The organism is Bifidobacterium sp. LH_417 (assembly GCF_056357035.1).
In genome coordinates, this window is sequence record NZ_JBKEVI010000001.1 from 247,181 (window position 1) to 271,287 (window position 24,107).

The following is a 24,107-nucleotide window of genomic DNA, read 5'->3' on the forward strand; positions in this document are numbered from 1 at the left end:
AAGAGGTCACACCCCGGCGAGGCCGTCCCCCTGCCGCGAGGTTACGCTGGTGCTTGGGATTCATGGGAACGCAAAGGAGGGAACATGAATCAGAACAATGAAGTACCGGTGAAACTGCACGCCAAGCTCATCACCGTCGCCACCATCGGCGCGGTGGGCGGCTTCCTGTTCGGATACGACACGTCCGTGATCAACGGCGCGGTCGACGCCATCGCCAGCCCGGACTCCGGCTTCGGCCTCAACTCCGCCATGAGCGGCTTCTCCGTGTCCAGCGCGATGATCGGCTGCGTGGTCGGCGCATGGTTCGCCGGCACGCTCGCCGACCGCATCGGCCGCGTGCGCGTCATGCAGATCGCCGCCGTGCTGTTCGTGCTCAGCGCGCTGTTCACCGGCCTGGCCAACAACATCGCCCTGTTCGTGATCTTCCGCATCGTCGGCGGCCTCGGCGTGGGCTTCACCTCCGCCATCGGCCCGGCGTACATCTCGGAGATCTCGCCATCGTCCAGACGAGGGTTCCTCACCGGCTTCCAGCAGATGGCCATCGCGTTGGGCATCGTCGCCTCGCTGGTCGTCAACGACTCCTACCTGCTCGGCTCCGGCAGCGCGGCCACCGTGTTCTGGGGCGGCCTCGAGACCTGGCGCTGGATGCTGATGACCACCGCCGTGCCCGGCGCCGTCATGCTCGCGCTCACGTTCGCCCTGCCCGAGTCCCCGCGCTACCTGGTGATGAAGGGACGCCGCGACGAGGCGTCCAAGGTGCTCGCCGAGGTCGTGGCCGACGCGCACCCCGAGCGCACCATCGACCAGATCGCCTCCACCCTGCAGGGCGAGACCCAGCCCAAGGTCAGCGACCTCAAGGGCGACGTGTTCGGCCTCAAGGGCGTGGTCTGGGTCGGCATCGGCGTGGCCCTGTTCCAGCAGGTCTCCGGCGCGAACGTCATCATGTTCTACGATTCCAGCCTGTGGAAGGCCGTCGGCTTCAGCGAGTCCGCGTCCATGACCATCGCCGTCGTGCGCGCCCTGCTCGCCACCGCCGTCACCGTGCTCGGCATGCTCATCATCGACAAGGTGGGACGCCGCGCCATGCTCAAGGTCGGCTCGCTCATCATGGCCGCCCTGCTCGTCGTGGTCGCCGTGTGCTTCAGCCAGTCCACGATGACCGCCGACGGCGGCATCAACCTGCCGGGCGCCTGGGCCGTGATCATGATCATCGGCGCCTACGGCTTCTTCCTCACCTACTGCGCCACCTGGGGCGTGGCGATGTGGGTCGTCATCGGCGAGATCTTCCCCAACCGCATCCGCGCCATCAGCGTGGCGCTCGCCACCGCGGCCAACTGGGTGGGCAACTTCCTCGTCTCCACCACGTTCCCGCCGCTGCGCGACAGCCTCGGCCTGACCTGGACGTTCGCCCTGTACGCCGTGATGGCCGTGCTCGGCTACTGGTTCATCGCCAAGAAGCTGCCCGAGACCAACGGCGTCGAACTCGAGGACATGAAGGCGGACATCTGATGCTGCCGGATATCCAAGGAACCGACCTGCAGGGCGCCGACGCGCTCATGTTCGACAGGAACGACGGCCTCACCGAGGCGCAGAAGCGCATCGCGCGGGAATGGACCTACTTCGACGAGGACCTGGACGGGGCCGACCCGGCCATCGCCGCGCAGGTGCTGCGGCACCGGACGAACTTCGCCCACAACGACCTGCCGCGCTATGCGTTCAAACGCGACATCCCCGACGACGTGGTCCTCTACCGGGACATCCCGTACATGGACGACGGCCCGTCCGCCAAGGGCGCGGGGCGCGAGCATCTGCTCGACGTGCTGCTGCCCCGCGACGCCGTGGTGCGCGGCGGGGCTCCGATCCCCGTGATCCTCGAGATCCACGGCGGCGCCTTCTTCTACGGGTTCAAGGAGATCAACCGGGCCCACGCCATCGTCCTGGCGCAACACGGGTACGCGGTGGCCAGCGTGAGCTACTCGCTCTACCCGGCCGTGGACTTCCTCGCCCAGTTGCGCGAACTCGCCGAGGCGACTCGGTGGATCCGCGAGGAGGGAGGCCGCTACCTCCTCGACGCGGACCAGGCGTTCATCACCGCCGACTCCGCGGGCGCCGTGCAGGGCCTGCACCTGCTGGCGGCGATGAACAACAAGGACTACGCCGACCTGATCGACGTGCATCCGGCGAAGCTCGGCGTCCTCGCGCTGGGCTTCAAGTCCACGATGCTCGACCTCGACCGGCTGTTCGACCCGGACGCCCGCGACGCGGGCGGGCTCGTCGAGGAGCTGGCGCCGTTCTTCGCGGAGTACGCGGACACGGTGCGCGGCAGCGGGTTCGAACGGCTCGACGACGTGCTGCGCGCCGCCGGCATGCCGCCCACCTGGACGGCGACCAGCACCGACGACTTCCTCGAGGCCACCAGCCTGGAGCTGGGCGCGCGGCTGCGCGACCTCGGCGTCGACCACCAGGTGCTCGACTACCGCGCCGGTTCACGCGAATGCCTGCCGCACAATTTCATCGTCGGCATGCCCTGGCTTGAGGAGAGCCGCGACGCGGTCGACTCGATGATCGGCTTCTTCACCGACCATCTGACGCCGCGCACCAGCCTCGTCGCCAGCGAGTGAGCGGCGTCGCCCCGGCGCGATGCGACGCGGGCGGGCCGTGACGGGAATTCCTCTTTCCTCCCGTCACGGCCCGCCCGTCTTCCATGTTCCGGACTCCATTGATTGAACGTCCGGAGCGCATCCGCATGGGGTTCAACCGCTGAAGTCGACCTCGCCGAGCTTCTCGATGAGCTTCATGTTCTCCGAATAGTCGACCGGGCAGGCGATGATGTCGATGCCCGAACCGGAGCGCAGCGCGGAACGCAGCGTGGGGTAGAGTTGGTCGGCCGATTCGATGAGATGGCCCTTCGCGCCGAAGCTCATGCCCAGCTCCACCACGTCCGGGTTGTTGAAGTCCACGTACTCGTGGCTGCCGTCGTGCAGGTCCATCTTCCACTTGATCAGGCCGTACGCCTCGTCCACCCACACGAGGATCACGATGCGGGCGCCCACGCGCACCGCGGTCTCGATCTCCTGCACGTTCATCATGAACGAGCCGTCGCCCATCACGGCGAGCACCGGCCTGCCCGGATGCTCCAGCGAGGCCGCCACCGCGCCGGGCAGCGTCCATGCCATCGTGGACAGCGAATTGTCGATGACGCACGTGTTCGAATAGTAGGTGGGGTAGAGGCGTGCCATCCACATCTTCAACGCGCCCGTGTCCACGAGCGCGATGTCCGTGTCCTCCTCCATCGCGCGGCGCGTGTCCGCGACGATACGCTGCGGCTTGAGCGGGAACGAGTCGTCGTTCGCGTACGACTCGTACTCGTCCGTCAGCAGCTCGTGGATCTTCGGATGGGAGACGCCGAACGTGACGCGGTCGCGCCGCAGCGCGTCGATGAGCGCCGCGAGCGTCGCGTCGATGTTGCCCATGATGTTCAGGGCGGTCGAGTAGTGCGCGTCCGTGTCCTCGATGAACGTGTTGATGTGGATGATGGTCTTGTCGTCGTTCGGGTTGATCTTCTTCGGGTCGAACTGCTGGATCGAGAAGCCCACGGCGATGATGAGGTCCGCCTCGTCGAACGCGAAGTTCTCGTAGTCGTGCCGCATGAAGCCGACCACGCCGAGCGCCAGCGGGATGCGGTCGGAAATGACGCCCTTGCCTTCGAACGTGGTGGCGACCGGCACGTTGAGCTGTTCGGCCAGGGCGAGCAGGCGGTTCTCCGCATGGCCGCGCGCCACGCCGTTGCCGGCGAGGATGATCGGGTGTTTGGCGCCGCGGATGATGCTCACGGCCCGGTCGATGGTGTCCGTCGTGGGCGCGAAGCTCATCGGGTTCGGCAGCGGCAGCGGGCGCGCGTCGGCCGGCGCCGGCATCTCGGCCACGTCCTCCGGCAGGATCAGGCAGGTGGCGCCCGGACGGTTGCGCTGGGCGATTGAGAAGGCCTTGCGCACCATCTCCGGCACGGAGGCCGGTTCCATCACCATCGAGGTCCACTGGGTCAGCGGGCGGAACACGTTCACCAGGTCGACGATCTGGTGGGACTCCTTGTACAGGCGCGTCACGTTGCCCTGCGCGCAGATGGCGACCAGCGGCGTGGTGCTCGCGTTCGCCTGCGCGACCGGCAGGGTGAGGTTCAGCGCGCCCGGGCCGAGCGTCGCCAGGCACACGCCCGGCTTGCCGGTCAGATGGCCCTGCGTGGCGGCCATGAAGCCGGCGCCCTGCTCGTGGCGGGTGAGGATGAAGCGGATGCGGCCGTCGCGTTCGATGGCCTCCATGAGCGGGATGTTCTCCTCGCCGGGGATGCCGTACATGGTCTCGACGCCCTCGTTGACCAGGCATTCGACGAACAGGTCGGCGACGGTGCGGAGGTGTTCCCGTGCTTGCTGCGGTTCGGTTGTTGCTGCGTTCACGGTAGGGAAGTGTAACAGGCGGGATGTGCGACGCCGTTCCACGGTATGTTGTCCGTTCCGCCCTTCGGACGGTCGCGGCGACATGCCGCGGGACGGCGCATGGGGTCCCGCGGGGCGGTTCAGCCCAGCAGGGCGAGGTCGGTGTCGATGCTTTCATGGCGGGTGAACAGCGTGCGTCCGCCCCTGACCGAGCGCAGCACCGAGCAGCGCTCGTACACCGCGTCGAACACGCTGGAGGCGTCGAGCACGATGAAGTTCGCCGGCTTGCCGGCCTCGAGGCCGTAGGAGTCGGTGATGCCGAGCGTCGTGGCGCCGTTGACCGTGAGGAACTTCAGCGCGTCGTCGATCTCCTCGAAGCTCATGAGCTGCGCCAGATGCAGCACGTAGTCGAGGATGAGCATCATATTGCCGTTGCCCACCGGGTACCACGGGTCCTGCATCGAGTCCTGGCCGAGCGAGACGTTGACGCCGGCCTCGGTGAGCTCCTTGACGCGGGTGATGCCGCGGCGCTTGGGGAACGTGTCCTGGCGTCCCTGCAGGTACAGGTTCTCGGTGGGGGCGCACGCGAAGTTGAGGCGCGCCGCCTTGAGCAGCTTGGTCAGATGGAAGAAGTAGGCGTTGTCCGCCGACCCGAGCGAGCAGGTGTGGCTGGCGGTGACCTTCGGTCCGATGCCCGCGCGGTAGGCGAGCGCGGCGAGCAGCTCGACGTAGCGCGAGTTCGGGTCGTCGGTCTCGTCGCAGTGCACGTCGACGAGCCTGCCGTACTTGGAGGCGAGCTCGACGACCGTGTGCATCGAACGCTCGCCGAACTCGCGGCACTGCTCGAAGTGGGGGATGCCGCCCACGCAGTCGGCGCCCATGCGCAGGCCCTCCTCGACCAGGTCGGCGCCGGATTCGCCGTTCGGGCCCTCGTACGAGTACATGCCCTCCTGCGGGAAGCTCACGATCTGGATGGTGACCGTGTCCTTGAGCTCCTCCTTGAGCTCGAGCAGCGCCTTGAGGGAGGTGAGGTTCGGATCGGTGACGTCGGCGTGGGAGCGGATGAACTGCACGCCGTGGAGCATCTCCTTTTTGATGCCGATCCTGGCGCGGCGCTTGACCTCGTCGACGGTCAGGTCGGATTTGGTCTCGCTCCAGCGCTGGATGCCCTCGAACAGGGTGCCGGTCTCGTTGACGGCGCCGGGTTTGCGCGCGGTGAACACGTAGTCGAGGTGCAGGTGCGTGTCGCAGAACGGCGGGCAGACCAGCTTGCCGCCCAGATCCACCGTCTCGACGCCCTCCCAATCGCGGCCCTGCGCGGCGAGCGACGCCTTGAGGTCGGGGCCGATGGCGGCGAACGCGCCGTCCTCGACCAGGATGTCCTGCAGCGGCGCGGTGTCCGCGGCGGTGCTGCCGGGCCTGCCGGTGGCGATATGCGCGTTGGTGAACAGTGTGGTGGTCATCGTCGTTCTCCTTGCATTGCATGTTGCGGGGCGGTTACGTCCGGGCGGCGCCCGCGTAACCGACTGCGGTTATTGTCGGCACCACGCTTTGCGGCGAGGTTACGCCGCGGACGCAGGGACATTACCGAGAAATGGACGGTTTGTATGGTCGTGACGATCGAGGGGGCGCTGCGGGACGAGTGTTTCCGGCTTGCGTTGCCGCATGTCGAGGTCGAGGGCGCGGGGCTCGGCAGGCCGGTGCGCTGGGTGTTCACCAACGAACGCGAGGACGTGGCGAACTTCCTGTCCGGCGGGGAGATGCTCGTCATCGAGGGCAACGCGCTGACCCGCCCCGACCGTTCCATGACCGACCTGCAATACGCGAAAAGCCTTGTCGATGCGGGCGTGGCCGCGCTGGTGGTCGAACTCGTGGAGGGCGTCACCGCGATGCCGCCGCGCATGCTCGACGCGGCGCGGCGCACCGGGCTCACGCTCGTCGGTCTCGAGGCCCGCGTGCCGTTCGTCGACCTGTGCCAGTCGGTGAACACGGCCATCGTGCGCGAGCGGATGAGCTTCCAGCATGAGGTGGACACCATGTCCAATGCGCTGCGCGAGGGATTGTCCCATGCGAACGGCATCGACGCCGTGGCCGGCGTCATCGCCGGGCTGTTCGGCGAGGCCGTGGCCGTCTTCGACGCCGACGGCCTGCTCGCCGCCGAGGCGGGAGGCCCGTTCCGCGTCGGCGAGCCCACCGTCGTCATCGCCCTGCATGGCCGCCCGCGTCCGGTCGGGGCCCTCGAGATCTCCTGCCGTGCCTCGACGCTCGACGCCGAACGCCGGCGCGCCGTCGCCTCCATCGTCGCCCCGGTCGCCGCGCTGCACCTCGACGGCGGCGCCCGCGTGGGCATGATCCGCCATCTGACCGAAGGCCCCGCCGACGGCGTGCACGCCACCGCCGCCGAGGCCGGTGACGCGCACGCCATGCTCGAGGCGCTGGGATTCGCCGGGTCGTGCATCTACATGCCGTTCGCGTTGCGGCTGCGCTCCCTGGTCGGAGGGCTCGACGCCGTCTCGGCGATGATCGAACGGTTCTGCGCGTGCCGCGGATGCGACGTGGCCTGCGTGCTCGAAGGGGACGTCATGGCCGGCTGGTTGTCCGCCGCCGACCTGTCCGACGGGCTCGCCGAGTTCTCCGGCCGGTGCCTCGCCGCGTTGGAGGGGCTCGGCGGCGACGGCATATACGTCGTGCACGGCAAGGTCGCGATGGACACCGTCACGCTGGTCGACGGGTTCGCCGGCGTGAACGACGTCCTGCGCGGCGGGGCCCGCTACGGCGAGGTCGTCGGCACGATGGCCGCGGCCGTGGACCGTTTCGTCGCCGCCGGCGACATGGACGAGGCGGTGCGCACGCTCATCGTGAGGACCATCGGGCACGACGTGCTCGACTCGCCCATGCTGCTGGACACGCTGTGCGCCTGTTTCGACAACCTCGACAACAAGACCGGCGCGTGCGCCCAACTGGGCATCAGGCGGCAGACGCTCTACAACCGGTTGGACAAAGTGACCCAGATGATCGGCGTCGACCACAACGACCCGCACGACTGGTCCACGCTGCTGTTCGCCGCCAAAATCGCCGAGGCGTGGCGGCGGACGGGCGGCGCGCGGGGGAGCGGCGGCCATGGTCAGTCTGTCCACCGCGGCCCGGAAACCATGTAACCGGGGGTTCACCTGCGTGCAAATCCGGCGGCGCATAGTCGGGGCCAACGCGGCGCACCGATCGGTCGGCCGCGACGGACGACAACCGAACACGAACACGACTTCACCACCGATCCGGCCCCCGCAGGGCCCGATCCCATGAAAGGACGGTGACATCATGACCACGGCCACGATCCCCTCGGCCCGACTGATGCACTCCACCACCGAAACCGAAGAACAGCGCATGGTCGGCAAGGTCGCGCTCTCCTCCTTCCTCGGCAACTTCATCGAATGGTTCGACTACGCCTCCTACTCCTACTTCGCCACGACCATTGCGCTCGTCTTCTTCCCCACCGGCGACCACACCGTCGCCATGCTGCAGACCTTCGGCGTGTTCGCGCTGAGCTTCGTCCTGCGCCCGATCGGCGCCCTGTTCTGGGGCAGCTACGGCGACAAGAGGGGACGCAAGGCCGCCCTCGCCCACTCCATCATGTTCATGTCCGGCGCGAGCTTCCTCATCGGCTGCCTGCCGTCCTACTCGGTGATCGGCGTGGGCGCGCCCGTCCTGCTCCTGCTGCTGCGCATGGTGCAGGGCTTCTCCGCCTCCGGCGAATACGCCGGCGCCGCCACCTTCCTCGGCGAATACGCGCCGACCAGCCGCCGCGGCATCTACTGCTCGCTGATCCCCGCCTCCACCGCCATCGGGCTGCTCGCCGGCTCCACGCTCGCCACGCTCATGACCGCCCACCTGGGCACCCACGCCATGGTCGGCTGGGGATGGCGCGTGCCGTTCCTGCTCGCCGGCCCGCTCGGCCTGATCGTCCTCTACATCCGCACCAAGCTGTCCGATTCGCCCGTCTACCAGTCCATGACCGACGCCCTCGACGCGAAGTCCGCAGCCCCCGCCGCGGCCAAGGACGGCATGTTCGCCCCGCTCGCCGAGCTCTTCCGCGACCACGCCAGGGCGCTCGCCATCAGCTTCGGCGCCTGCGTGCTCAACGCGGTCGGCTTCTACACCGTGCTCACCTACCTGCCCACCTACCTGTCCGACACCGTCGGCATGGACGCCACCAGGTCCGGCACCATCACCACCATCTGCCTGGTCGCCTACGTGTTCATGGTGTTCGGCATGGGCCACATCTCCGACAAGTTCGGCCGCAAGAAGGTCCTCATCGGCGCCTGCGTCGCGTTCATCGCGCTCACCGTGCCCGCCTTCCTCATCCTCAACACCTCGGGCTTCCTGCCGGTCCTCATCGTCGAACTCGCCATGTGCGCCACGCTCACCGCGAACGACGGCACCCTGTCCAGCTACCTGACCGAGACGTTCCCGACCTCCGTGCGCTTCACCGGGTTCGCGTTCAGCTTCAACCTCGCCAACGCGGTCTTCGGCGGCACCGCCTCCTTCGTCGCCACCGGCCTGATCGCCCTGACCGGCTCGTCCATCGCCCCCGCCTGGTACATGGTCGGCGTCGCCGCCATCGCCCTGGTCGCCATGATCCTGTCCCACGAGAACACCGACAAGGACCTCAACCACATCTGATCCCCACGGCGGGCGGGGCGGGAACGGAACCGGATCCCGCCCCGACGGTCCGCCGACCGGACGGCTCCCCCCGAACGGGGGAGCCGCGTCCTATACATGGACGCATCCCATACGCCACCCGCATCGACCGCGCGCATACGCGCGACCGCCGAACCCATAAACCCATAACACCCATCAAAGGAGTACAGCAATGGGCAGCAACCGCCGAATGGACCACATGACCTGGCCGGAATTCAAGGAGGCGAGGAACCGTCCCGTCATCGTGCCCATCGGATCGACCGAGCAGCACGGGCAGCACCTGCCCATCGGCACCGACGCCATCCTCGCCGGACACGTGGCCGAGGACCTCGCCGAAAGGATCGACGGCACCGTGCTGCCCACGCTGAGCTACGGATACAAGTCCAAGCCCCTGTCCGGCGGCGGCCCGCTGTTCCCCGGCACCATCGACATGAACGGCGTCACCGTCATCGACCAGATGCACGACGTGCTCTCCGAGCTCATCGCCGACGGCTTCACCAAGATCGTCGTCATGAACGCCCACTTCGAGAACGAGGCGTTCATCGTCGAGGCCATCGACCTGGTCACCCGCGAGACCGGCGGCGTCGCGACCATCGTCGAGACCAACTGGTGGGACCCGCTGCCCCGGGACGTCGTCGACAAGGTGTTCGACGGCCTCGTGTTCCCCGGCTGGGCGCTCGAGCACGCCGCCGTCACCGAAACCTCGCTGATGCTGCATTACGCCCCCGAACTGGTCCACATGGACCGTGCGGTCGAGGAGGCGGGCGCCAGCGCCAAATCGTACGTGCGTTACCCGGTGCGTCAGGGCGACGTGCCCGCCCACGGCGGCCTGGCCAACCCGGCCGGCTCCAGCGCCGAACGCGGCAGGCTCATCGCCGACGCCTGCGTGGACGAGGTGGCGCGCGTCTGCGCCGCCGAATTCGGCGACTGATTCCCCTGGCCCGGTCCGGCACGAACCGTCCCGGACCGGGCCAAGACGCCACTAAGAATTCACCTGACGGTAGGCCGGCGGGCCGCATCCGTTCAACCTCGCGGCATACCTTGCAATCGTGAGCAGGATGCAGTCAGGCCGGCGCACGAAGGCCGGCAGGCGACCGGGGGTCGCCATCGCGGGTATCACGTTCCTTCTCGTCGCGGCGCTCGCCGTCCCGCACGCGTCCGCGTCGAACCCGGGTACCGTTCCCTTCTCCGGCGCGGACGCGGCCACGGGCGAACGGACCGTCACCGTCGCCGACATCACCGACTTCCACGGACACATCGAACGCGGCGAGGACGTCGCCGCCGGGTTCACGCTCGCCGACGCGCACAACCCGGGCAACATGGTGCCGGTCTCCGCCGGCGACCTGGTGGGCGGCAGCCCCTACGAATCCGCGTTCGAGCAGGACCGGCCCACGCTGGATATGGCCAAGGCGTGGGGGCTGACCGTCTCCGCCGTCGGCAACCACGAATTCGACCGCGGCGTCGCCGACTTCGACGAGCGCATCGCCGCGCCCGCCAACGGCATCGACTGGCTGTGCGCGAACGTCTCCGCCGCCAACAAGTCCGCCGACGGGCGGCTCGACCGGGTGAAGGACTACGTGATCCGCAACGTCAACGGCAAACGCGTGGCGTTCGTCGGCGCCCTCACCGACGCGCTCGGCGCGGTCGCCACCCCGCGCATCACCGCCGACGCGGATCTCGGCGAGACCGCCGTGCACGCCATCAACCGCGTCGCCGACCGACTGAGCGACGGCGACGAATCCAACGGCGAGGCCGACGCGGTCGTCGCGCTGCTGCACGCCGACGCCTCCGCCGCCGCCGGGACCGGGGCCGACGGGCTCGACCGCAACGTCGACCTCGTCTACGCCGGCCACAGCCACGCCGTCAAACGCATGAGGACCGCCGCCGGCGCCCCCGTCGTGGAGGCCGGAAGCTTCGGCAGGCAGATGGCCGTGCAGGACCTCGTCATCACCGGGACCGGCCGGGCCGCGACCGTCGACGTGCGCGACGTGGACCTCGGCAACGGCATGACCCCCGCGAACGCCGCGGGCGTCTACGACCTCGCCGGCGTGTCCGGCTCCTCCGCGGGCGCCGCGCACGTGAAACAGGCCGCGTGGGAGTCGGCGGGGGAGCCGTCCGGCCGCGTGCGCCGGGCACGCGCGGTCTGGACGAAGGCCTCCGCCGCGGCGCGCCGCGTGGGATCCAAGGTGATCGGCACGATCGGCAGGGGCGCCTACTTCGGCAAGGTGCCGTCCGACGGCACCGAAAGCGCGCTCGGCGTGCTCGTCGCCGACGCCGAACGCGAGGCGGTCATGCGCGACCTGTACGCCGGCGACCGGATACCCGTCGTCGGATTCTCCAACGACGGGAGCCTGAGGACCGCGAACCTCGACGCGGACGGGGACGGGAGGATCACCCTGCGCGAGGCCGACAGCATGATGGCCCTGCAGTTCAAGGTGGCGAAGACCACGCTCACCGGCCGTGATCTCAAGGCCGTGCTCGCCCAGCAGTGGCGCAGGCACGGCGGCAGGACCGTCGTCTCGCGGCTGGGGGTGTCGGGCAACGTGCGGTACCGGTACGTGACGGGAGGACACGCGCCTTCCGTGCCGGGGGAGGGGAGCGGCGACCTGGGCGGCGCGTCGATCGTGGACCTCACGGTCGACGGACGCGCGATCGGCGACGACGACCTCGTCATCGCCGCGTCCAACTCGTTCCTCCTCCAGGGCGGCGACCGGTACACCGCGTTCCGCGCCGGCACCAACTACCGCGAGTTCGACGAAGGGTACGGCGCGGCGCTCGTCGGGTATCTCGGCCGGCATCCGGGCGTGCGCGTCCCGCTGCCCGTCACCGGAACCGTGCTCGTGTGAGCGGGGCCGCGGCCGATGAGGCTGTGGAGAGGCGCCGTTCGCTTTGTTCTCCACCCCTCACCGATGAGGGGTGCGGTGGAGAGATGCGGTGTGACCGGGCATGCGAAAGGGGCCGCCGTGAATGCACGGCGGCCCCTTTCGCAGTCGGTCTGCCCGGCCCGCGGAATCACTTCACCGCGTTGAGCCACTGCTCCTTGGTGGCCTTCTCGGCCTCGAGCTTCGCCTTCTTCTTCGGGTCGGACTCGGCGGCGATCTTCGCGTCGAGCTCGGCCAGCTGCGCGTTGAGCTGCTCCTCGAAGCTGGACTTGCGGGCGTCGGCCTCCGGGTCGGACTGCTTCCAGGCGGCGTCCTCCACGGCCTTGATCTGCTTGTCGACCGCGTCGAGACGGCCCTCGATGCGGCGCATGTCGTCACGCGGCACGTAGCCGATCTGGTCCCACTCCTCCTGGATCTTCGCGAGCTCCTGGCGGGCGCGCTTGGCGGCCTTCTCGTCGGCGACCGGCACGAGCGCCTCCGCCTTGACGAGCAGCGCCTCCTTGGCGGCCAGGTTCTCCTTCTCGGAGGAGGAGATCTGGTCGCGGTCGGCCTGGCGCGCGTTGAAGAACGTGTCGGCGGCCTCGCGGAACTGCGCCCACAGGGCGTCGTCCTCGTTGCGGCCGGCGCGGCCCGCCTTCTTCCAGCGGTCCATCAGCTCGTTGAAGCGGCGGGAGGTCTCGCCCCAGGAGGTGGAGTCCTTCAGCTCGTTCGCCTCGGCGATGATCGCCTCCTTGGCGGCGCGGGCCTCCTTGCGCTCCACGTCGCGGGCCTGCGCCCACTTGCGGCGGGCCTGGTTGAACGTGGTGCGGGCGGCCGAGAAGCGCTTCCACAGCTCGTCGGCGTCCTTCTTGTCGATGCGCACGTTGTTGCGCTGGTGCTCCTGCCACTCGTCGAACAGGGCGCGGAACTTGTCCGCCGTGGAACGCCAGTTCGTGTTGTCGCCCAGGGAGGCGGCCAGCGCCTCGGCCTTCTCGACGATGGCGGTGCGGCCCTCGATGGCCTTGGCCATGGCGGCCTTGCGGGCCTCGGCGATCTCCGCCTTCTTCTTCTCGCCGGCGGCCTTGAGCTCCTCGTACTGGGCCTTCAGGGCGGCGATGTCGCCGACGACGGCCGGCTCGGCGGTCTCCTCGGCGAGCATCTTCAGGGACTCGTCGATCTCGCGCGGCTTGACGTTGCGGGACTTCAGACGGCCCGCCAGCGCGTCCAGCTTCGACTTGAGGTCCAGGAAGCGACGGGCGTACAGGGCCAGCGCCTCCTCCTTGGACACGTCCGGGAACTGGCCGACCTCACGCTCGGTCTCGCCCTCCTTGACGTACACGGTGCCGTCGTCGGCGACGCGGCCGAACGCCTCGGCCTCGCGGATCGCGGCCTCGGCGTGGCCGCGCTTGGCGGCCGGCGCGGCGGGACGTGCGGCGGCCGGCTTGTGGGCGAACGCGGCCGGGGACGGCGCGTGCGGCTTCGGCATCGCCGAGGGTTTCGGAGCTGCCGCGGGCGCGGTCTGTTCCACCGCAGGCTGCGTCGCCTGCGCGGTGGGCTCGGTGGTGTTCTCGGTTTCGGTGACGTTCTCGTCGGCCATGGCCAGCTCCTTACAGCTTGGAAGTATGTGCGGCGTGCGCTCTCGCACCGCGCCCCGGCGACGACCCCTGCGGATCAGCCCGGTTTCCCGTGAAGGAACGGCGGTGTTTGACGCAACCCTCACCTATTATATTGATTCCGTGGCTAAAGGCGCATCAATTTCAGGATTTCCAGAGTGGCTCCCCTCTGAACGCGTTGTGGAGCAGCGTGTCATCGACACGCTCCGTGAGGTTTTCGAGCTCAACGGCTTCCTCGGCATCGAGACCCGTGCCGTGGAGACCGGAGCGTCCCTGCTGAAGAAAGGCGAGACCAGCAAGGAGATCTACCTGCTGTCCCGTCTGCAGGAGGTCGGCCGCGAGTCCGACACCCCGATCGAGGAGCGGCTCGGACTGCACTTCGACCTCACCGTGCCGCTGAGCCGGTACGTGGTCGAGCATTCCGGCCAGCTCGCCTTTCCGTTCAAGCGGTGGCAGATTCAGAAGGTCTGGCGTGGCGAGCGCCCGCAGGAGGGCCGCTACCGTGAGTTCGTTCAGGCCGACATCGACGTGATCGGTCAGGGCGACCTGCCCGACCACTACGAGGTGGAGCTGCCGCTCGTCATGGTCTCGGCGCTCGAACGACTGCGCGCGTTCGGCCTGCCGAAGGCGACCGTGCACGCGAACAACCGCAAGCTGTCCGAGGGCTTCTACCGTGGACTCGGCCTGACCGACATCGAAGGCGTGCTGCGTGAGATCGACAAGCTCGACAAGATCGGTGCCGACGAGGTCGCGAAGCTCCTCGTCGACGAGTGCGGCGCATCCGAGGCGCAGGCGCGCGCCTGCCTCGAACTCGCCGAGCTGACCGCGGCCGACGGCGCCGAACTCGTGTCGAAGTTCGACGCGCTGTGCGCGGCCCACGGCATCGCGGCCGACTCCGAGGCGTACACGCTCGCCAGGCAGGGACTCGACACGCTCGCCATGATTGTCGACCAGGCCGCGGCCATCCGCCCCGGTTCCGTGATCGCGGACCTCAAGATCGCGCGCGGACTCGACTACTACACCGGCTCCGTCTACGAGACGTTCCTCGACGGTGCCGCCTCCCTCGGCTCGATCTGCTCGGGAGGACGCTACGACAATCTCGCCTCGCAGGGCAACCGCAAGTACCCGGGCGTGGGCCTGTCCATCGGCCTGAGCCGTCTCGTGAGCTACATGCTGCACACCGCCGGCGCGCACGCGAGCCGCGTCTCGCCGGCCAGCGTGCTCGTCGCCGTGTGGAACGAGGAGGATCGCGCCGCCTCCAACGCGATCGCGAACACGCTGCGTTCGCGCGGCATCGCCGCCGACGTGGCGCCCACCGCGGCCAAACTCGGCAAGCAGATCAAGTACGCCGACAAGCTCGGCATCCCGTACGTGTGGTTCCCCGGTCAGGAGGGCGCGGGCGACGAGGTGAAGAACATCGTCTCCGGCGACCAGAACCCGGCCGACGCCACGTCATGGGAGCCGGATACTGTTAGTGCCCGGCAAACCGTAGTCATCGACTGAAAACCCACCGCCCGACGCGCCGTGTCGGACGGCGTGTCGGGATACGTCAAGCACGTCAAGAACTGAAAGAGGAAGCATGAGCCAGACGGCTTACAGAACACACCATGCCACCGAAGTCACCGAGGCGCTGGTCGGCGAGAAGGTCACCCTCGCCGGTTGGGTCGACCGTCGCCGCGACCACGGCGGCGTCGCCTTCATCGATCTGCGCGATTCGACCGGCCTCGTGCAGGTCGTCATCTACGACGAGGACATGGCCCGCCCGCTGCGCAGCGAGTTCGTCATCCAAGTCGTCGGCGAGGTTCGCCTGCGTCCGGAGGGCAACGAGAACGAGCATCTCGCCACCGGCAAGATCGAGGTCGTCGCCGAATCCATCGAGGTGCTCGCCAAGTCCGACGCCCTGCCGTTCCAGGTGTCCACCGCGCTTGAGAACGAGTCCGAGAACAAGCTGCCCGGCGAGGATGTGCGTCTCAAGTACCGTTACCTCGACCTGCGCCGCCCGTCCATGCAGTACAACCTCAAGCTGCGCTCCGACATGGCCAAGGCCGCCCGTCACGCGCTGGAGGACATGGACTTCACTGAGGTCGAGACCCCGACGTTCATCAAGTCCACCCCGGAGGGTGCCCGCGACTTCGTCGTGCCGGCCCGCCTCGTGCCGGGCTCTTGGTACGCGCTGCCGCAGTCCCCGCAGCTGTTGAAGCAGCTGCTCATGGTCTCCGGCGTCGAGCGCTACTACCAGCTGGCCCGCTGCTACCGCGACGAGGACTTCCGCGCTGACCGCCAGCCCGAGTTCACGCAGCTCGACATGGAGATGGCGTACGTCGATCAGGAGGACGTCATGGCCATGGCCGAGAAGGTCATCGCCGCCATCTGGAAGACCGCCGGATACGAGGTCACGCTGCCGCTGCCGCGCATCACCTGGCAGGAGGCCATGGACAAGTACGGCTCCGACAAGCCGGATCTGCGCTTCGGCAACCCGCTTGTCGAGCTCACCGAATACTTCAAGGACACGCCGTTCCGCGTGTTTCAGGCCCCGTACGTGGGCGCGGTCCTGTTCAAGGGCGGCGCCTCCACGCCGCGCCGCCAGTTCGACGCGTGGCAGGAGTGGGCCAAGCAGCGCGGCGCCAAGGGCCTCGCCTACGTGTCCTTCACCGAGGACGGCGAGCTCAAGGGACCCGTCGCCAAGAACCTGTCCGAAGCTGAGCGCGCCGGCCTCATGGAGGCCGTGGGCGCCGAGCCGGGCGACGCCGTGTTCTTCGCCGCCGGCTCCCGCGAGTCCTCCCAGCTGCTGCTGGGTGCCGTGCGCGTCGAGCTCGCCTCCCGCGCCGGCCTGCTGGACCCGAAGAAGTTCGCGTTCACGTGGGTCGTCGACTTCCCGCTGTTCAAGCCCACCGACGATCCGGACGACGACGACGTGGCGGTCGGCCACTCCAAGTGGACCTCCATGCACCACCCGTTCACGATGCCGTCCAAGGACTGGATCGACAAGTTCGACCAGGATCCGGAGCACGCCATGTCCGACTCCTACGACATCGTCTGCAACGGCGAGGAGATGGGCGGCGGTTCGGTGCGTATCCACCGCGACGACATCCAGGACCGCGTCCTCAACGTTCTCGGCATCTCCTCCGAGGAAGCCGCCGAGAAGTTCGGCTTCCTGCTTGAGGCGTTCAAGTACGGCGCCCCGCCGCACGCGGGCATCGCCCTCGGCTGGGACCGCACCGTGTCGATTCTCGCCGGCGCCGACACCATCCGCGACGTCATCGCCTTCCCGAAGGCGGGCGGCGGCCGCGATCCGCTGACCGGCGCCCCGGCCCCGATCTCGGCCGAGCAGCGCGCCGAGACCGGCGTCGACTACGACCCGGACGAGGACGAGGACTGATCGTCCTAGGGTGAGCCTCCCACGAGGGGCTCACCCTTTTTTGTTGGCTCTGTTAAACCAGAATTGACATGCGCAAGTATCCGATGATACCCGATGCTTGCGCATGTCAATTTGAAACTATTGCCTTGGGATGCGAATCGTCGGTCCTGATGGAATGCCAATGGACAGTTCCTGCTCACTGGCGCTAAGGATGACATTTTGCGGAAGCGGTCGAATACCGCCATTGGCTGCATCCAAAACAGGTTCAACGTATTTTCCGATGAATATAGACATACCGTCTTCGGCGTTGTTCTTGAGCAATGACCACGCGCTTTCTCCTGTGGCGCTTTCGCCTCCGGCGGCTGTATACGCTTCTTCCAGTTCCGTTAGGCGAGAAGATGGGGTGGGGTCAAATACTACGAGAACAGGTTTATATCCAGCTGCTTCCGCTTCTCTTGGGAATGAGAGTTCCTCGTTGAAACGTCCTTGGCCACTTGCCGCAATAGTCATTCGCATTTTCAGTTCGTACACGGTTTTTGTCTCTTCGACAAGACAGTCAATTTGCCGGCCTTCTTTTAGAGGATTGCCTTGTTCGTCTAGTCGATGGACAACCGAATTACGAGCTCCTAAATCAACACCGCCCAAACATGCCGCCAGTATAGGCTCAAAGAGATAGCCTGTTTCCTGCCCGCTGCGATTATCAAGATCAAAGGCGAGTTTGCGCCACGACATCCATGAGAACAATAGCGAGTCCTCGCATTTGCCGTATTCAAGGAGGGAACGCGGACCTATCTGATCAACGGTGGGAAAAGATTGGGTCTGTAGTATCTTCCAATACTTTACTCGTCTGCGGTATAGAGCGGATAACGTCTTCAGGTACAGGTATTCAGGTCTATTGTTGTCGCATACGCCGGCTTTTTGTAAGATTTCATAAGCATGCTCGTCGGTGACGTTTTTAATTCGACCAAGATTGCGTGATTGTATTGAATATAACCCGGTCTTTGCTACCGCCAGTATTCTTTCATCCATCCAATCGGCTTCACGGTTTTCGTGAAGGTCAAGACTGGTGATGGTTGTGAGAAGTTCCACTTCCTTTGGTTCAAGGCGTACGAGAGCATCACCAGAACCATGCTCCGCAAATTGCTTATAAAAAGCCTTTTTGGACCCCTTTAGCATTATCAAGTCTCCTTTCAGAAGTCAAGTTGAGGCTGGATATCCGTCAGAGAATTTAGCATGTCTTCCGTCCTCTGAAGTGCCGAGCTGCGAGCCGATGCCTTGCTAAGGTCATATGAAATCAAACCGGGAGCCATTTCTGAACTATTTTTGTCAGCTTGGATTATGGACTGTGCCAGTTGTTTGGCAAATTTTGGCGGAACGGCATTGCCTATCTGCAATATCCGATCCCGTCTTTTTCCATAAAAACGATAACTATCAGGAAAGGTCTGTATTCGGGCGCATTCCCGAATGGTCAATGCTCTGTTGCGAACGGGATGGATAAATTCCGAAGGAGATGCGCTGGTGATAGTCAGGCATGGCTCATCGTAAACGAGTCGCTTCAGACCACTCGGTGCTCCTCCTCGTTTCGCGCTTGGCGTGCCATCCATAACACGTCGGTGAGCGCGTCTCTTGAATGATTCATGCTGGAGCTCTTCAGGTAGATCCTTCATGGTCTGTCCCGGCTTCAGCGACTCGATGCGCTGGAGCTTGACGCCAGTTTCCCATTGTGGTTCCTGATCTAGTTCCGGATCATCTACATCCTGCAAATCCTCAATGGCATCTCTTAACGTCACCGAGGAATTACGATAAATCTGACCTCCAGCTGGCGTAGTGGACACCGGAAATACGTAGCGCTTACCCTCTTTGTTTCCGACGATAATAACTCGTTTTCTGCGCTGAGGAATCCCATATTCCTGCATATATACTTTGCGTATATATACCGAATATCCTAGTTCAATCATTTTCCTTACGGCCTCATATAGATATACCCCCCGAGCTGTGGTGAGTATTCCTTCCACGTTCTCCATTACAAACCATCGTGGAGAAAAGTGCTTAAGGGCATCCGCGTAGTTGCGAACCAAGCTGTTTCTAGGATCGTCCCAAAAGCGGGTACCGGCCGAGGTGAAGCCCTGGCATGGAGGGCCGCCAATCAAAATATCTACATCCCCTTGTTTGGATAAATCTCGCGATACTTTCGAAAAATCGCACGAAGATAAATCCAACTGGGTTGCACCACCGAGATTGGCATTATATGTCTCGACCATCGGCTCCATATTGTCGTAAGCCGCTAAAATGTCATAACCGGCTTCTTTGAAGCCTAAATCCATGCCGCCCGCGCCAGAAAACAGGCTCACTGCTTTCAAACTAAATTCTCCTTATTCTTCACGTCGAACGGCAGTCCGTTCTCGCGTACTACGGCTTTGAGGAAGATGGTGACTGCCCCGGTCATGTTCAGCCCCAATGGTTCGAGCACCCTCATGGCCCGGTCCTTCAATTCGGGGTCGAGGCGCATGGTCGTGGTTGGTGTGTTCGCCATGCGTTCCTCCTTTCCTTCAATGTCGGTGATATGTACAGTGTACTTGCATCCGTCATGCGGCCATGCCCCAGTAGTCCATGTACGGTGGGATCACATGGTTCCAGTCGCGCGTCACGCCGGGGCATGGCTGGGCGTCCACCTGACGGACGATGCTTTCGTTCCTGTCCGCGCGGAACGAGCGCCGCCACAGGAACCACGTCAGGTAGCTTTGCAGATGCTTCGTGGATACGCCCTTGAATCCGGCGAGGAACCCGTCGAGGTTCGAGTGGAGCGTGTTGATCCGGTTGATGCGATGCGACTTCGCGTCCACCCGCTCGAATACGGCGCCAAGCGCTTCCATCGCGCCCGGATAGGCCGCCGCCTCATCCGCCATGACGTATGCGCCGCATTCTATGCGGCCGGCAAGCGATTCGATGGCGCGCCGCTTGGAGATTACGCCGCGACCGCTAAGCGTGGCGAAGGTGGTGTCCGAGTCGGTGATGCCGGTCATCACGCAAATCTGTTCCTTGGAAAGTCCGCGCTTGTGCAGGGAGCCTCCGCGGTGACGCGCGGGGCGCGGCAGAACGAACCTGCCCTTGCGGTGGTTGCCCTTGAAGCTCTCGCGCAGATACGTCTCATCCAGCTGGACGGACACGCCCGCACCGGCTGTGAACTTCGGCAGAAAGCGTTCGAGACATTTCAACAGGCGGCGGCGCATGAGCCATGCGGTACGCAACGACACCTTGCAGCGGGAGGCGCACTCTCGCAGTGCGAGGCGATCCACGAAGCACTCCACGTACGTCATCCATTTGGCGACTGGCAGCTTCGACCGGCCAATAAGCGTGTCGCGCGTCTTGGAGAACGTGCGTTTGCAATCCTTGCACTGCCGACGCTGGGAGCCGTCCGGGTTGTGTCCCTTCTTCACTATGGCGGCGGAGCCGCAGCGAGGGCACGCGAGATCGTCGTTACGGGCGGTGATGGTTTCGTAGGCGTCCTCGTAGATGACCTCGCGCAGTTCGCGTACGGCGTTCTCCCGTTCGACGGGCGTCATGCCCTTGAGTTGTCTGCGCACCTCGTCCGCGAGCCTCATCGCTCTCACCTCCAACACTGTAATCTCATTGTAACTACAGTATTGGACATGCGCCCCCGTCATGTCAAAGCTAGTTTAACAGAGCCTTTTTGTTTCCCGGTTCACGATTCGCCAGGGGGATCATGAACCCAGTACCCGGTCCACGAACCATTCGTCGTGGGAGACGACGACCAGCGCCCCCGGATAGTCCGCCAACAGTCGGGCCAACGCCGTCTTCGACGACAGGTCGAGATGGTTCGTCGGCTCATCCATGACGATCAGCTGCGGGCGATCCGGCAACGCCAGACACATCAGCAGCTTGTGCAGTTCGCCCGGCGACGGCGAGCCGCCGGCCAACAGCCTGTCCGGATTCGCATTGAGCCGTGCGAAAGCCCCCAGCACACGGGCACGGCCCTCGGCGGGAAGCCCGTGAAGCCGCGCCATCGCCGCGTCGCGGTCATCATCGGTGAGCTCCTGCGCGACGACCAGAGTCGGCACGTCGACGGTATGGTCGAGCATCGCGCGCAGCAGCGTCGATTTGCCGGTGCCGTTCGGCCCCGTCACCGCGACATGGTCGCGAGGGCCGATCGAGATCGTCGGAATCCTGAGACCAGTCGGCGCATCGCCGTCGGACGGCGACGACAACCGGATGCGAGTGCCGACAACATCGGCCCGGGATAGGCAGTCGTCGATGCCGTCCCTCCCATCGAACCGGATCGCACCAGCCTCAAGCCGGACGATCTCATGTCGGCGACTCGGCTCGACATCCATCCAGATGTCGCCGTCGTAACGTTTCGCCGCGACCGTGATGCCGTTCTCGCGTCGTCGGGCCTCGGCCATCCGGGCGTCGAGCCGCGTATAGGCGCGGGTGACGCCACGGTCGAGACCGGTCATCTTCGCCAGCTGACGCCTGTCCCGCGCGTCATGGTCGTTCCGGTCGATGTGCTCGCCGTGTCGTTTCGTGGCCTCGACCTGACGCACTTTGGCGAATCCCCGAGCTCGGGAGGCCGACAGGCGTGCCGTTTCGCGCCGCGCTGCGGCCAATGCCGCGGCGTCGGCGGCATCGCGCGCCTCGAGCGCCGCCGCGGCCTGCGTCCATCCGCCCGGAATCGTGTCGACGGTCGTCACGTTGCGTGAGCCGACGTGACGGCGCGAGAAGACGACGCACCGGCCGCAGGTCGCGTCGATGAGCGCCACGTCGTGCGAGACGACGATGCCGATGCCGCGGTATGCGCGCATCGCGTCGACGATGCGCGCCCGCGTGGCGGCGTCGACATGGTTCGTCGGCTCGTCCAGGACCAGCACGTCGGGTCGTGCGATGAGCGCGCAGGCGAGCTGCACGCGTTTGCGCTCGCCGCCGGACAGCGTGCCGTAGCGGTACGGCCAGTCGTCGCCGATGCCGAGCATGTCGCGTACGGCGATCGCCTCGGGCGACCAGTCCACGGCGAACGCGTCGATTCCTTCGGGCGGGATGTCGACCGTCTGCGGGCAATGGCCGATGACGAGACGTGCCGGGCTGGGGGAGACGGTGCCTTTATCCGGGGTGAGAGCACCGCGTGCGATGGCCGTGAGCGTGGTCTTGCCGATGCCGTTGTCGCCGACCACGGCGGTCCAGCCGCGTGGGAACGACACGTCGACGCCGGCGAACAACGGTTCCGGTGCGTTCGGATAGGTGAACGTGATATCGGTGAGGGTGAGTATGGTCGCGCCTTTCGTTTCGGGCGTGCCGATGGGGATGATATGACGATGACGGCAAGGAACCGAATCCTGGTCCAATGACGGATGACGCACGGCGGCACGCTTCGGCGCGTGGTTCCGCTGGGCTGCCGTCATCCTTCACAGGCGCAACTCGGGTGGTTTCCTTTCCTGATGGGGCCAAGACCCCGAACTTATTGACGTGGGGCATCGTAGGGGGCCATGGCGACATCGCCTCCGGTTCACGATTCGCCAAAGGTGGGGAATCGTGAACCAGCTATAGGGAACGGCTATAGGCGAGGCGGCGTGGGACGGGCGACGCGTCGTTATGGTGGGCGGGTAATGAAGGCCGTTGGCAAAACGAGGGGGACATATGACGTTGGAGATCATCGACTGGCATGACGGGGACCTATTGGCCAAGCCGGTGTTCGACCGGCTCAACGATCTGGTGGCCTCGGGCGTGCCGGAGTCCAAGATCCTGGGCGTGACCATCAACACGGACGAGGAATCGGACACCGACCTGTGGTGTCCGAAGTACGGCGTGCCGTTCGCGATCACCGGCAACGTGGTCGTCGTGCACACGCACAAGACCCGCAAGGCGCCGCCCGAGTTCGCCGCCGCGTTCGTCACGGCGGACACGCGTGCCGACTTGAACGGCGTCGTCAAACACACGTTGGAAGTGTCGAAGGTGAGCTTCGCGCCGATCGCCGCGGCCGTCGAGGCGACCGGCATGGAGTCGGGCGGCATGTCGCCGATCGGGCTGCCGGAGTCCTGGCCGCTGCTCGTCGACCAGCATATCCTGTCGATCCCGAAGCTGTACTTGGGCTCCGGCATCCGCCCGTCGAAACTCGTGGTGGACGGCTCCATCTTCGCCGACATCCCCGGCGTCAGGTTCGTGTCCGGTCTCGGCAAGCCGCGTCCGGTGCAGTGACGTTCCCATGGTGCGGCGCTCCGTAGGTGTCGCCGCACCATGGAAATGATGGGAAATCGTCTCACAGGGTGAACACCTGATGTCCGGCTGGTAGTCTGCCGGTAACACGTTGCCGTTATACTGACCTCCCATGTCAGAGAAACTGGAAGAAACGCGCCCTGTCGCGCCCCTCGTGCCGGGTAACGAGACCACCGGCCACCCGCTCGTCGAGCTGACCCACGTCGAAAAGCACTTCGGCGACCTGCACGTCCTCAAGGACATCAACCTCACCGTCAACAAGGGCGAGGTGCTCGTCATCGTCGGTCCGTCCGGCTCCGGCAAGTCCACGATGTGCCGCACCATCAACCGTCTGGAAACCATCGACTCCGGCGACATCCGCATCGACGGCAAGGCCCTGCCCCAGGAAGGCAAGGAGCTCGCCAACCTCAGGGCCGAAGTCGGCATGGTGTTCCAGTCGTTCAACCTGTTCGCCAACAAAACCATCCTCGAGAACGTGACGCTCGCGCCCATCAAGGTGCGCCACATGGACAAGAAGGAGGCCGAGCGCCTCGCCATGGACCTGCTCGCCCGCGTCGGCGTCGACTCGCAGGCCAACAAGATGCCGTCCCAGCTCTCCGGCGGCCAGCAGCAGCGCGTCGCCATCGCCCGCGCGCTCGCCATGCGCCCGAAGGTCATGCTCTTCGACGAGCCGACATCCGCGCTCGACCCGGAAATGGTCAACGAGGTACTCGACGTCATGGTCGAGCTCGCCCACGAAGGCATGACCATGCTGTGCGTCACGCACGAGATGGGCTTCGCGCGCAAGGCCGCGGACCGCATCGTGTTCATGGCCGACGGCCAGATCCTCGAACAGAACACGCCCGACGAGTTCTTCGAGCATCCGAAGACCGAGCGCGCCAAGGACTTCCTGTCGAAGATCCTCACCCACTGACCGACGGGA

18 protein-coding genes are annotated in these 24,107 nt (G+C 65.8%); 10 read left to right on the forward strand and 8 right to left on the reverse strand.

The annotated features are described in order from the left end of the window. Nucleotides 1–84 precede the first annotated feature (84 nt). Both AC1AYR_RS00955 and AC1AYR_RS00960 read left to right on the forward strand, forming a co-directional pair. A complete protein-coding gene (locus tag AC1AYR_RS00955) occupies nucleotides 85–1,509 on the forward strand; it encodes a sugar porter family MFS transporter (RefSeq protein ID WP_476511044.1) in 1,425 nt (474 codons plus the stop codon). Then, nucleotides 1,509–2,621 (forward strand): alpha/beta hydrolase, encoded by a 1,113-nt coding sequence (locus tag AC1AYR_RS00960; protein WP_476511043.1) that lies wholly within the window; start codon nucleotides 1,509–1,511, stop codon nucleotides 2,619–2,621. The genes AC1AYR_RS00955 and AC1AYR_RS00960 overlap by 1 nt, the downstream gene beginning before the upstream one ends. 132 nt (nucleotides 2,622–2,753) lie before the next feature. On the opposite strand, the gene AC1AYR_RS00965 is transcribed toward AC1AYR_RS00960, so the two are convergent. Together AC1AYR_RS00965 and AC1AYR_RS00970 are read right to left on the reverse strand one after the other, a co-directional pair. Then, nucleotides 2,754–4,454, reverse strand: coding sequence for an acetolactate synthase large subunit (locus AC1AYR_RS00965; RefSeq protein ID WP_476511042.1), 1,701 nt, complete (start codon nucleotides 4,452–4,454; stop codon nucleotides 2,754–2,756). 119 nt (nucleotides 4,455–4,573) lie between these two features. Beyond that, nucleotides 4,574–5,896 carry an amidohydrolase family protein gene (locus tag AC1AYR_RS00970; RefSeq protein ID WP_476511041.1) on the reverse strand — a complete coding sequence of 441 codons (1,323 nt, stop codon included), beginning with the start codon at nucleotides 5,894–5,896 and terminating at the stop codon, nucleotides 4,574–4,576. A 144-nt stretch (nucleotides 5,897–6,040) separates the two neighbouring features. Here AC1AYR_RS00970 and AC1AYR_RS00975 point away from each other — a divergent pair, with 144 nt between their 5' ends. The 4 genes from AC1AYR_RS00975 to AC1AYR_RS00990 all read left to right on the forward strand — a co-directional run bounded on the left by AC1AYR_RS00975 (nucleotide 6,041) and on the right by AC1AYR_RS00990 (nucleotide 11,974). Next, the gene (locus AC1AYR_RS00975) at nucleotides 6,041–7,591 is read left to right on the forward strand and encodes a PucR family transcriptional regulator (protein ID WP_476511040.1); all 1,551 of its coding nucleotides are present in this window, start codon (nucleotides 6,041–6,043) and stop codon (nucleotides 7,589–7,591) included. A gap of 157 nt (nucleotides 7,592–7,748) precedes the next feature. After that, nucleotides 7,749–9,110 carry an MFS transporter gene (locus tag AC1AYR_RS00980; protein ID WP_476511039.1) on the forward strand — a complete coding sequence of 454 codons (1,362 nt, stop codon included), beginning with the start codon at nucleotides 7,749–7,751 and terminating at the stop codon, nucleotides 9,108–9,110. Nucleotides 9,111–9,300: 190 nt separating this feature from the next. Then, nucleotides 9,301–10,059, forward strand: a complete 759-nt coding sequence (locus AC1AYR_RS00985) for a creatininase (protein ID WP_476511038.1) — start codon at nucleotides 9,301–9,303, stop codon at nucleotides 10,057–10,059. 127 nt (nucleotides 10,060–10,186) lie between these two features. After that, nucleotides 10,187–11,974, forward strand: coding sequence for a bifunctional metallophosphatase/5'-nucleotidase (locus AC1AYR_RS00990; RefSeq protein WP_476511191.1), 1,788 nt, complete (start codon nucleotides 10,187–10,189; stop codon nucleotides 11,972–11,974). Nucleotides 11,975–12,140: 166 nt separating this feature from the next. Here the strand turns inward: AC1AYR_RS00990 and AC1AYR_RS00995 are convergent, their stop codons facing one another. After that, nucleotides 12,141–13,586 carry a DUF349 domain-containing protein gene (locus tag AC1AYR_RS00995; RefSeq protein ID WP_476511037.1) on the reverse strand — a complete coding sequence of 482 codons (1,446 nt, stop codon included), beginning with the start codon at nucleotides 13,584–13,586 and terminating at the stop codon, nucleotides 12,141–12,143. 139 nt (nucleotides 13,587–13,725) lie between these two features. On the opposite strand from AC1AYR_RS00995, the gene hisS reads away from it, so the two are divergent. Continuing rightward, nucleotides 13,726–15,105, forward strand: coding sequence for a histidine--tRNA ligase (gene hisS / locus AC1AYR_RS01000; protein ID WP_476511036.1), 1,380 nt, complete (start codon nucleotides 13,726–13,728; stop codon nucleotides 15,103–15,105). Nucleotides 15,106–15,181: 76 nt separating this feature from the next. After that, nucleotides 15,182–16,981 carry an aspartate--tRNA ligase gene (aspS, locus tag AC1AYR_RS01005; protein ID WP_476511035.1) on the forward strand — a complete coding sequence of 600 codons (1,800 nt, stop codon included), beginning with the start codon at nucleotides 15,182–15,184 and terminating at the stop codon, nucleotides 16,979–16,981. A gap of 117 nt (nucleotides 16,982–17,098) precedes the next feature. Here aspS and AC1AYR_RS01010 read toward each other — a convergent pair whose 3' ends face one another. The 5 genes from AC1AYR_RS01010 to AC1AYR_RS01030 all read right to left on the reverse strand — a co-directional run bounded on the left by AC1AYR_RS01010 (nucleotide 17,099) and on the right by AC1AYR_RS01030 (nucleotide 22,374). Beyond that, a complete protein-coding gene (locus AC1AYR_RS01010) occupies nucleotides 17,099–18,136 on the reverse strand; it encodes a hypothetical protein (protein ID WP_476511034.1) in 1,038 nt (345 codons plus the stop codon). A 14-nt stretch (nucleotides 18,137–18,150) separates the two neighbouring features. Continuing rightward, a complete protein-coding gene (locus AC1AYR_RS01015) occupies nucleotides 18,151–19,311 on the reverse strand; it encodes a DNA cytosine methyltransferase (protein ID WP_476511190.1) in 1,161 nt (386 codons plus the stop codon). A gap of 5 nt (nucleotides 19,312–19,316) precedes the next feature. Continuing rightward, the gene (locus tag AC1AYR_RS01020; protein WP_476511033.1) at nucleotides 19,317–19,493 is read right to left on the reverse strand and encodes a type II toxin-antitoxin system RelB/DinJ family antitoxin; all 177 of its coding nucleotides are present in this window, start codon (nucleotides 19,491–19,493) and stop codon (nucleotides 19,317–19,319) included. A 52-nt stretch (nucleotides 19,494–19,545) separates the two neighbouring features. Then, nucleotides 19,546–20,580: an IS1595 family transposase gene (locus AC1AYR_RS01025; RefSeq protein ID WP_476555107.1), complete on the reverse strand. Its 1,035-nt coding sequence runs from the start codon at nucleotides 20,578–20,580 to the stop codon at nucleotides 19,546–19,548. A gap of 102 nt (nucleotides 20,581–20,682) precedes the next feature. After that, nucleotides 20,683–22,374, reverse strand: a complete 1,692-nt coding sequence (locus AC1AYR_RS01030) for an ATP-binding cassette domain-containing protein (RefSeq protein WP_476511031.1) — start codon at nucleotides 22,372–22,374, stop codon at nucleotides 20,683–20,685. Nucleotides 22,375–22,609: 235 nt separating this feature from the next. Between AC1AYR_RS01030 and AC1AYR_RS01035 the strand changes: the two genes are divergently transcribed. Beyond that, entirely contained in the window at nucleotides 22,610–23,167 is a 558-nt protein-coding gene (locus AC1AYR_RS01035) for a YbaK/EbsC family protein (protein WP_476511030.1), read from the forward strand. A gap of 130 nt (nucleotides 23,168–23,297) precedes the next feature. Beyond that, a complete protein-coding gene (locus tag AC1AYR_RS01040; RefSeq protein ID WP_034529880.1) occupies nucleotides 23,298–24,098 on the forward strand; it encodes an amino acid ABC transporter ATP-binding protein in 801 nt (266 codons plus the stop codon). The last annotated feature ends 9 nt before the right edge of the window (nucleotides 24,099–24,107 follow it).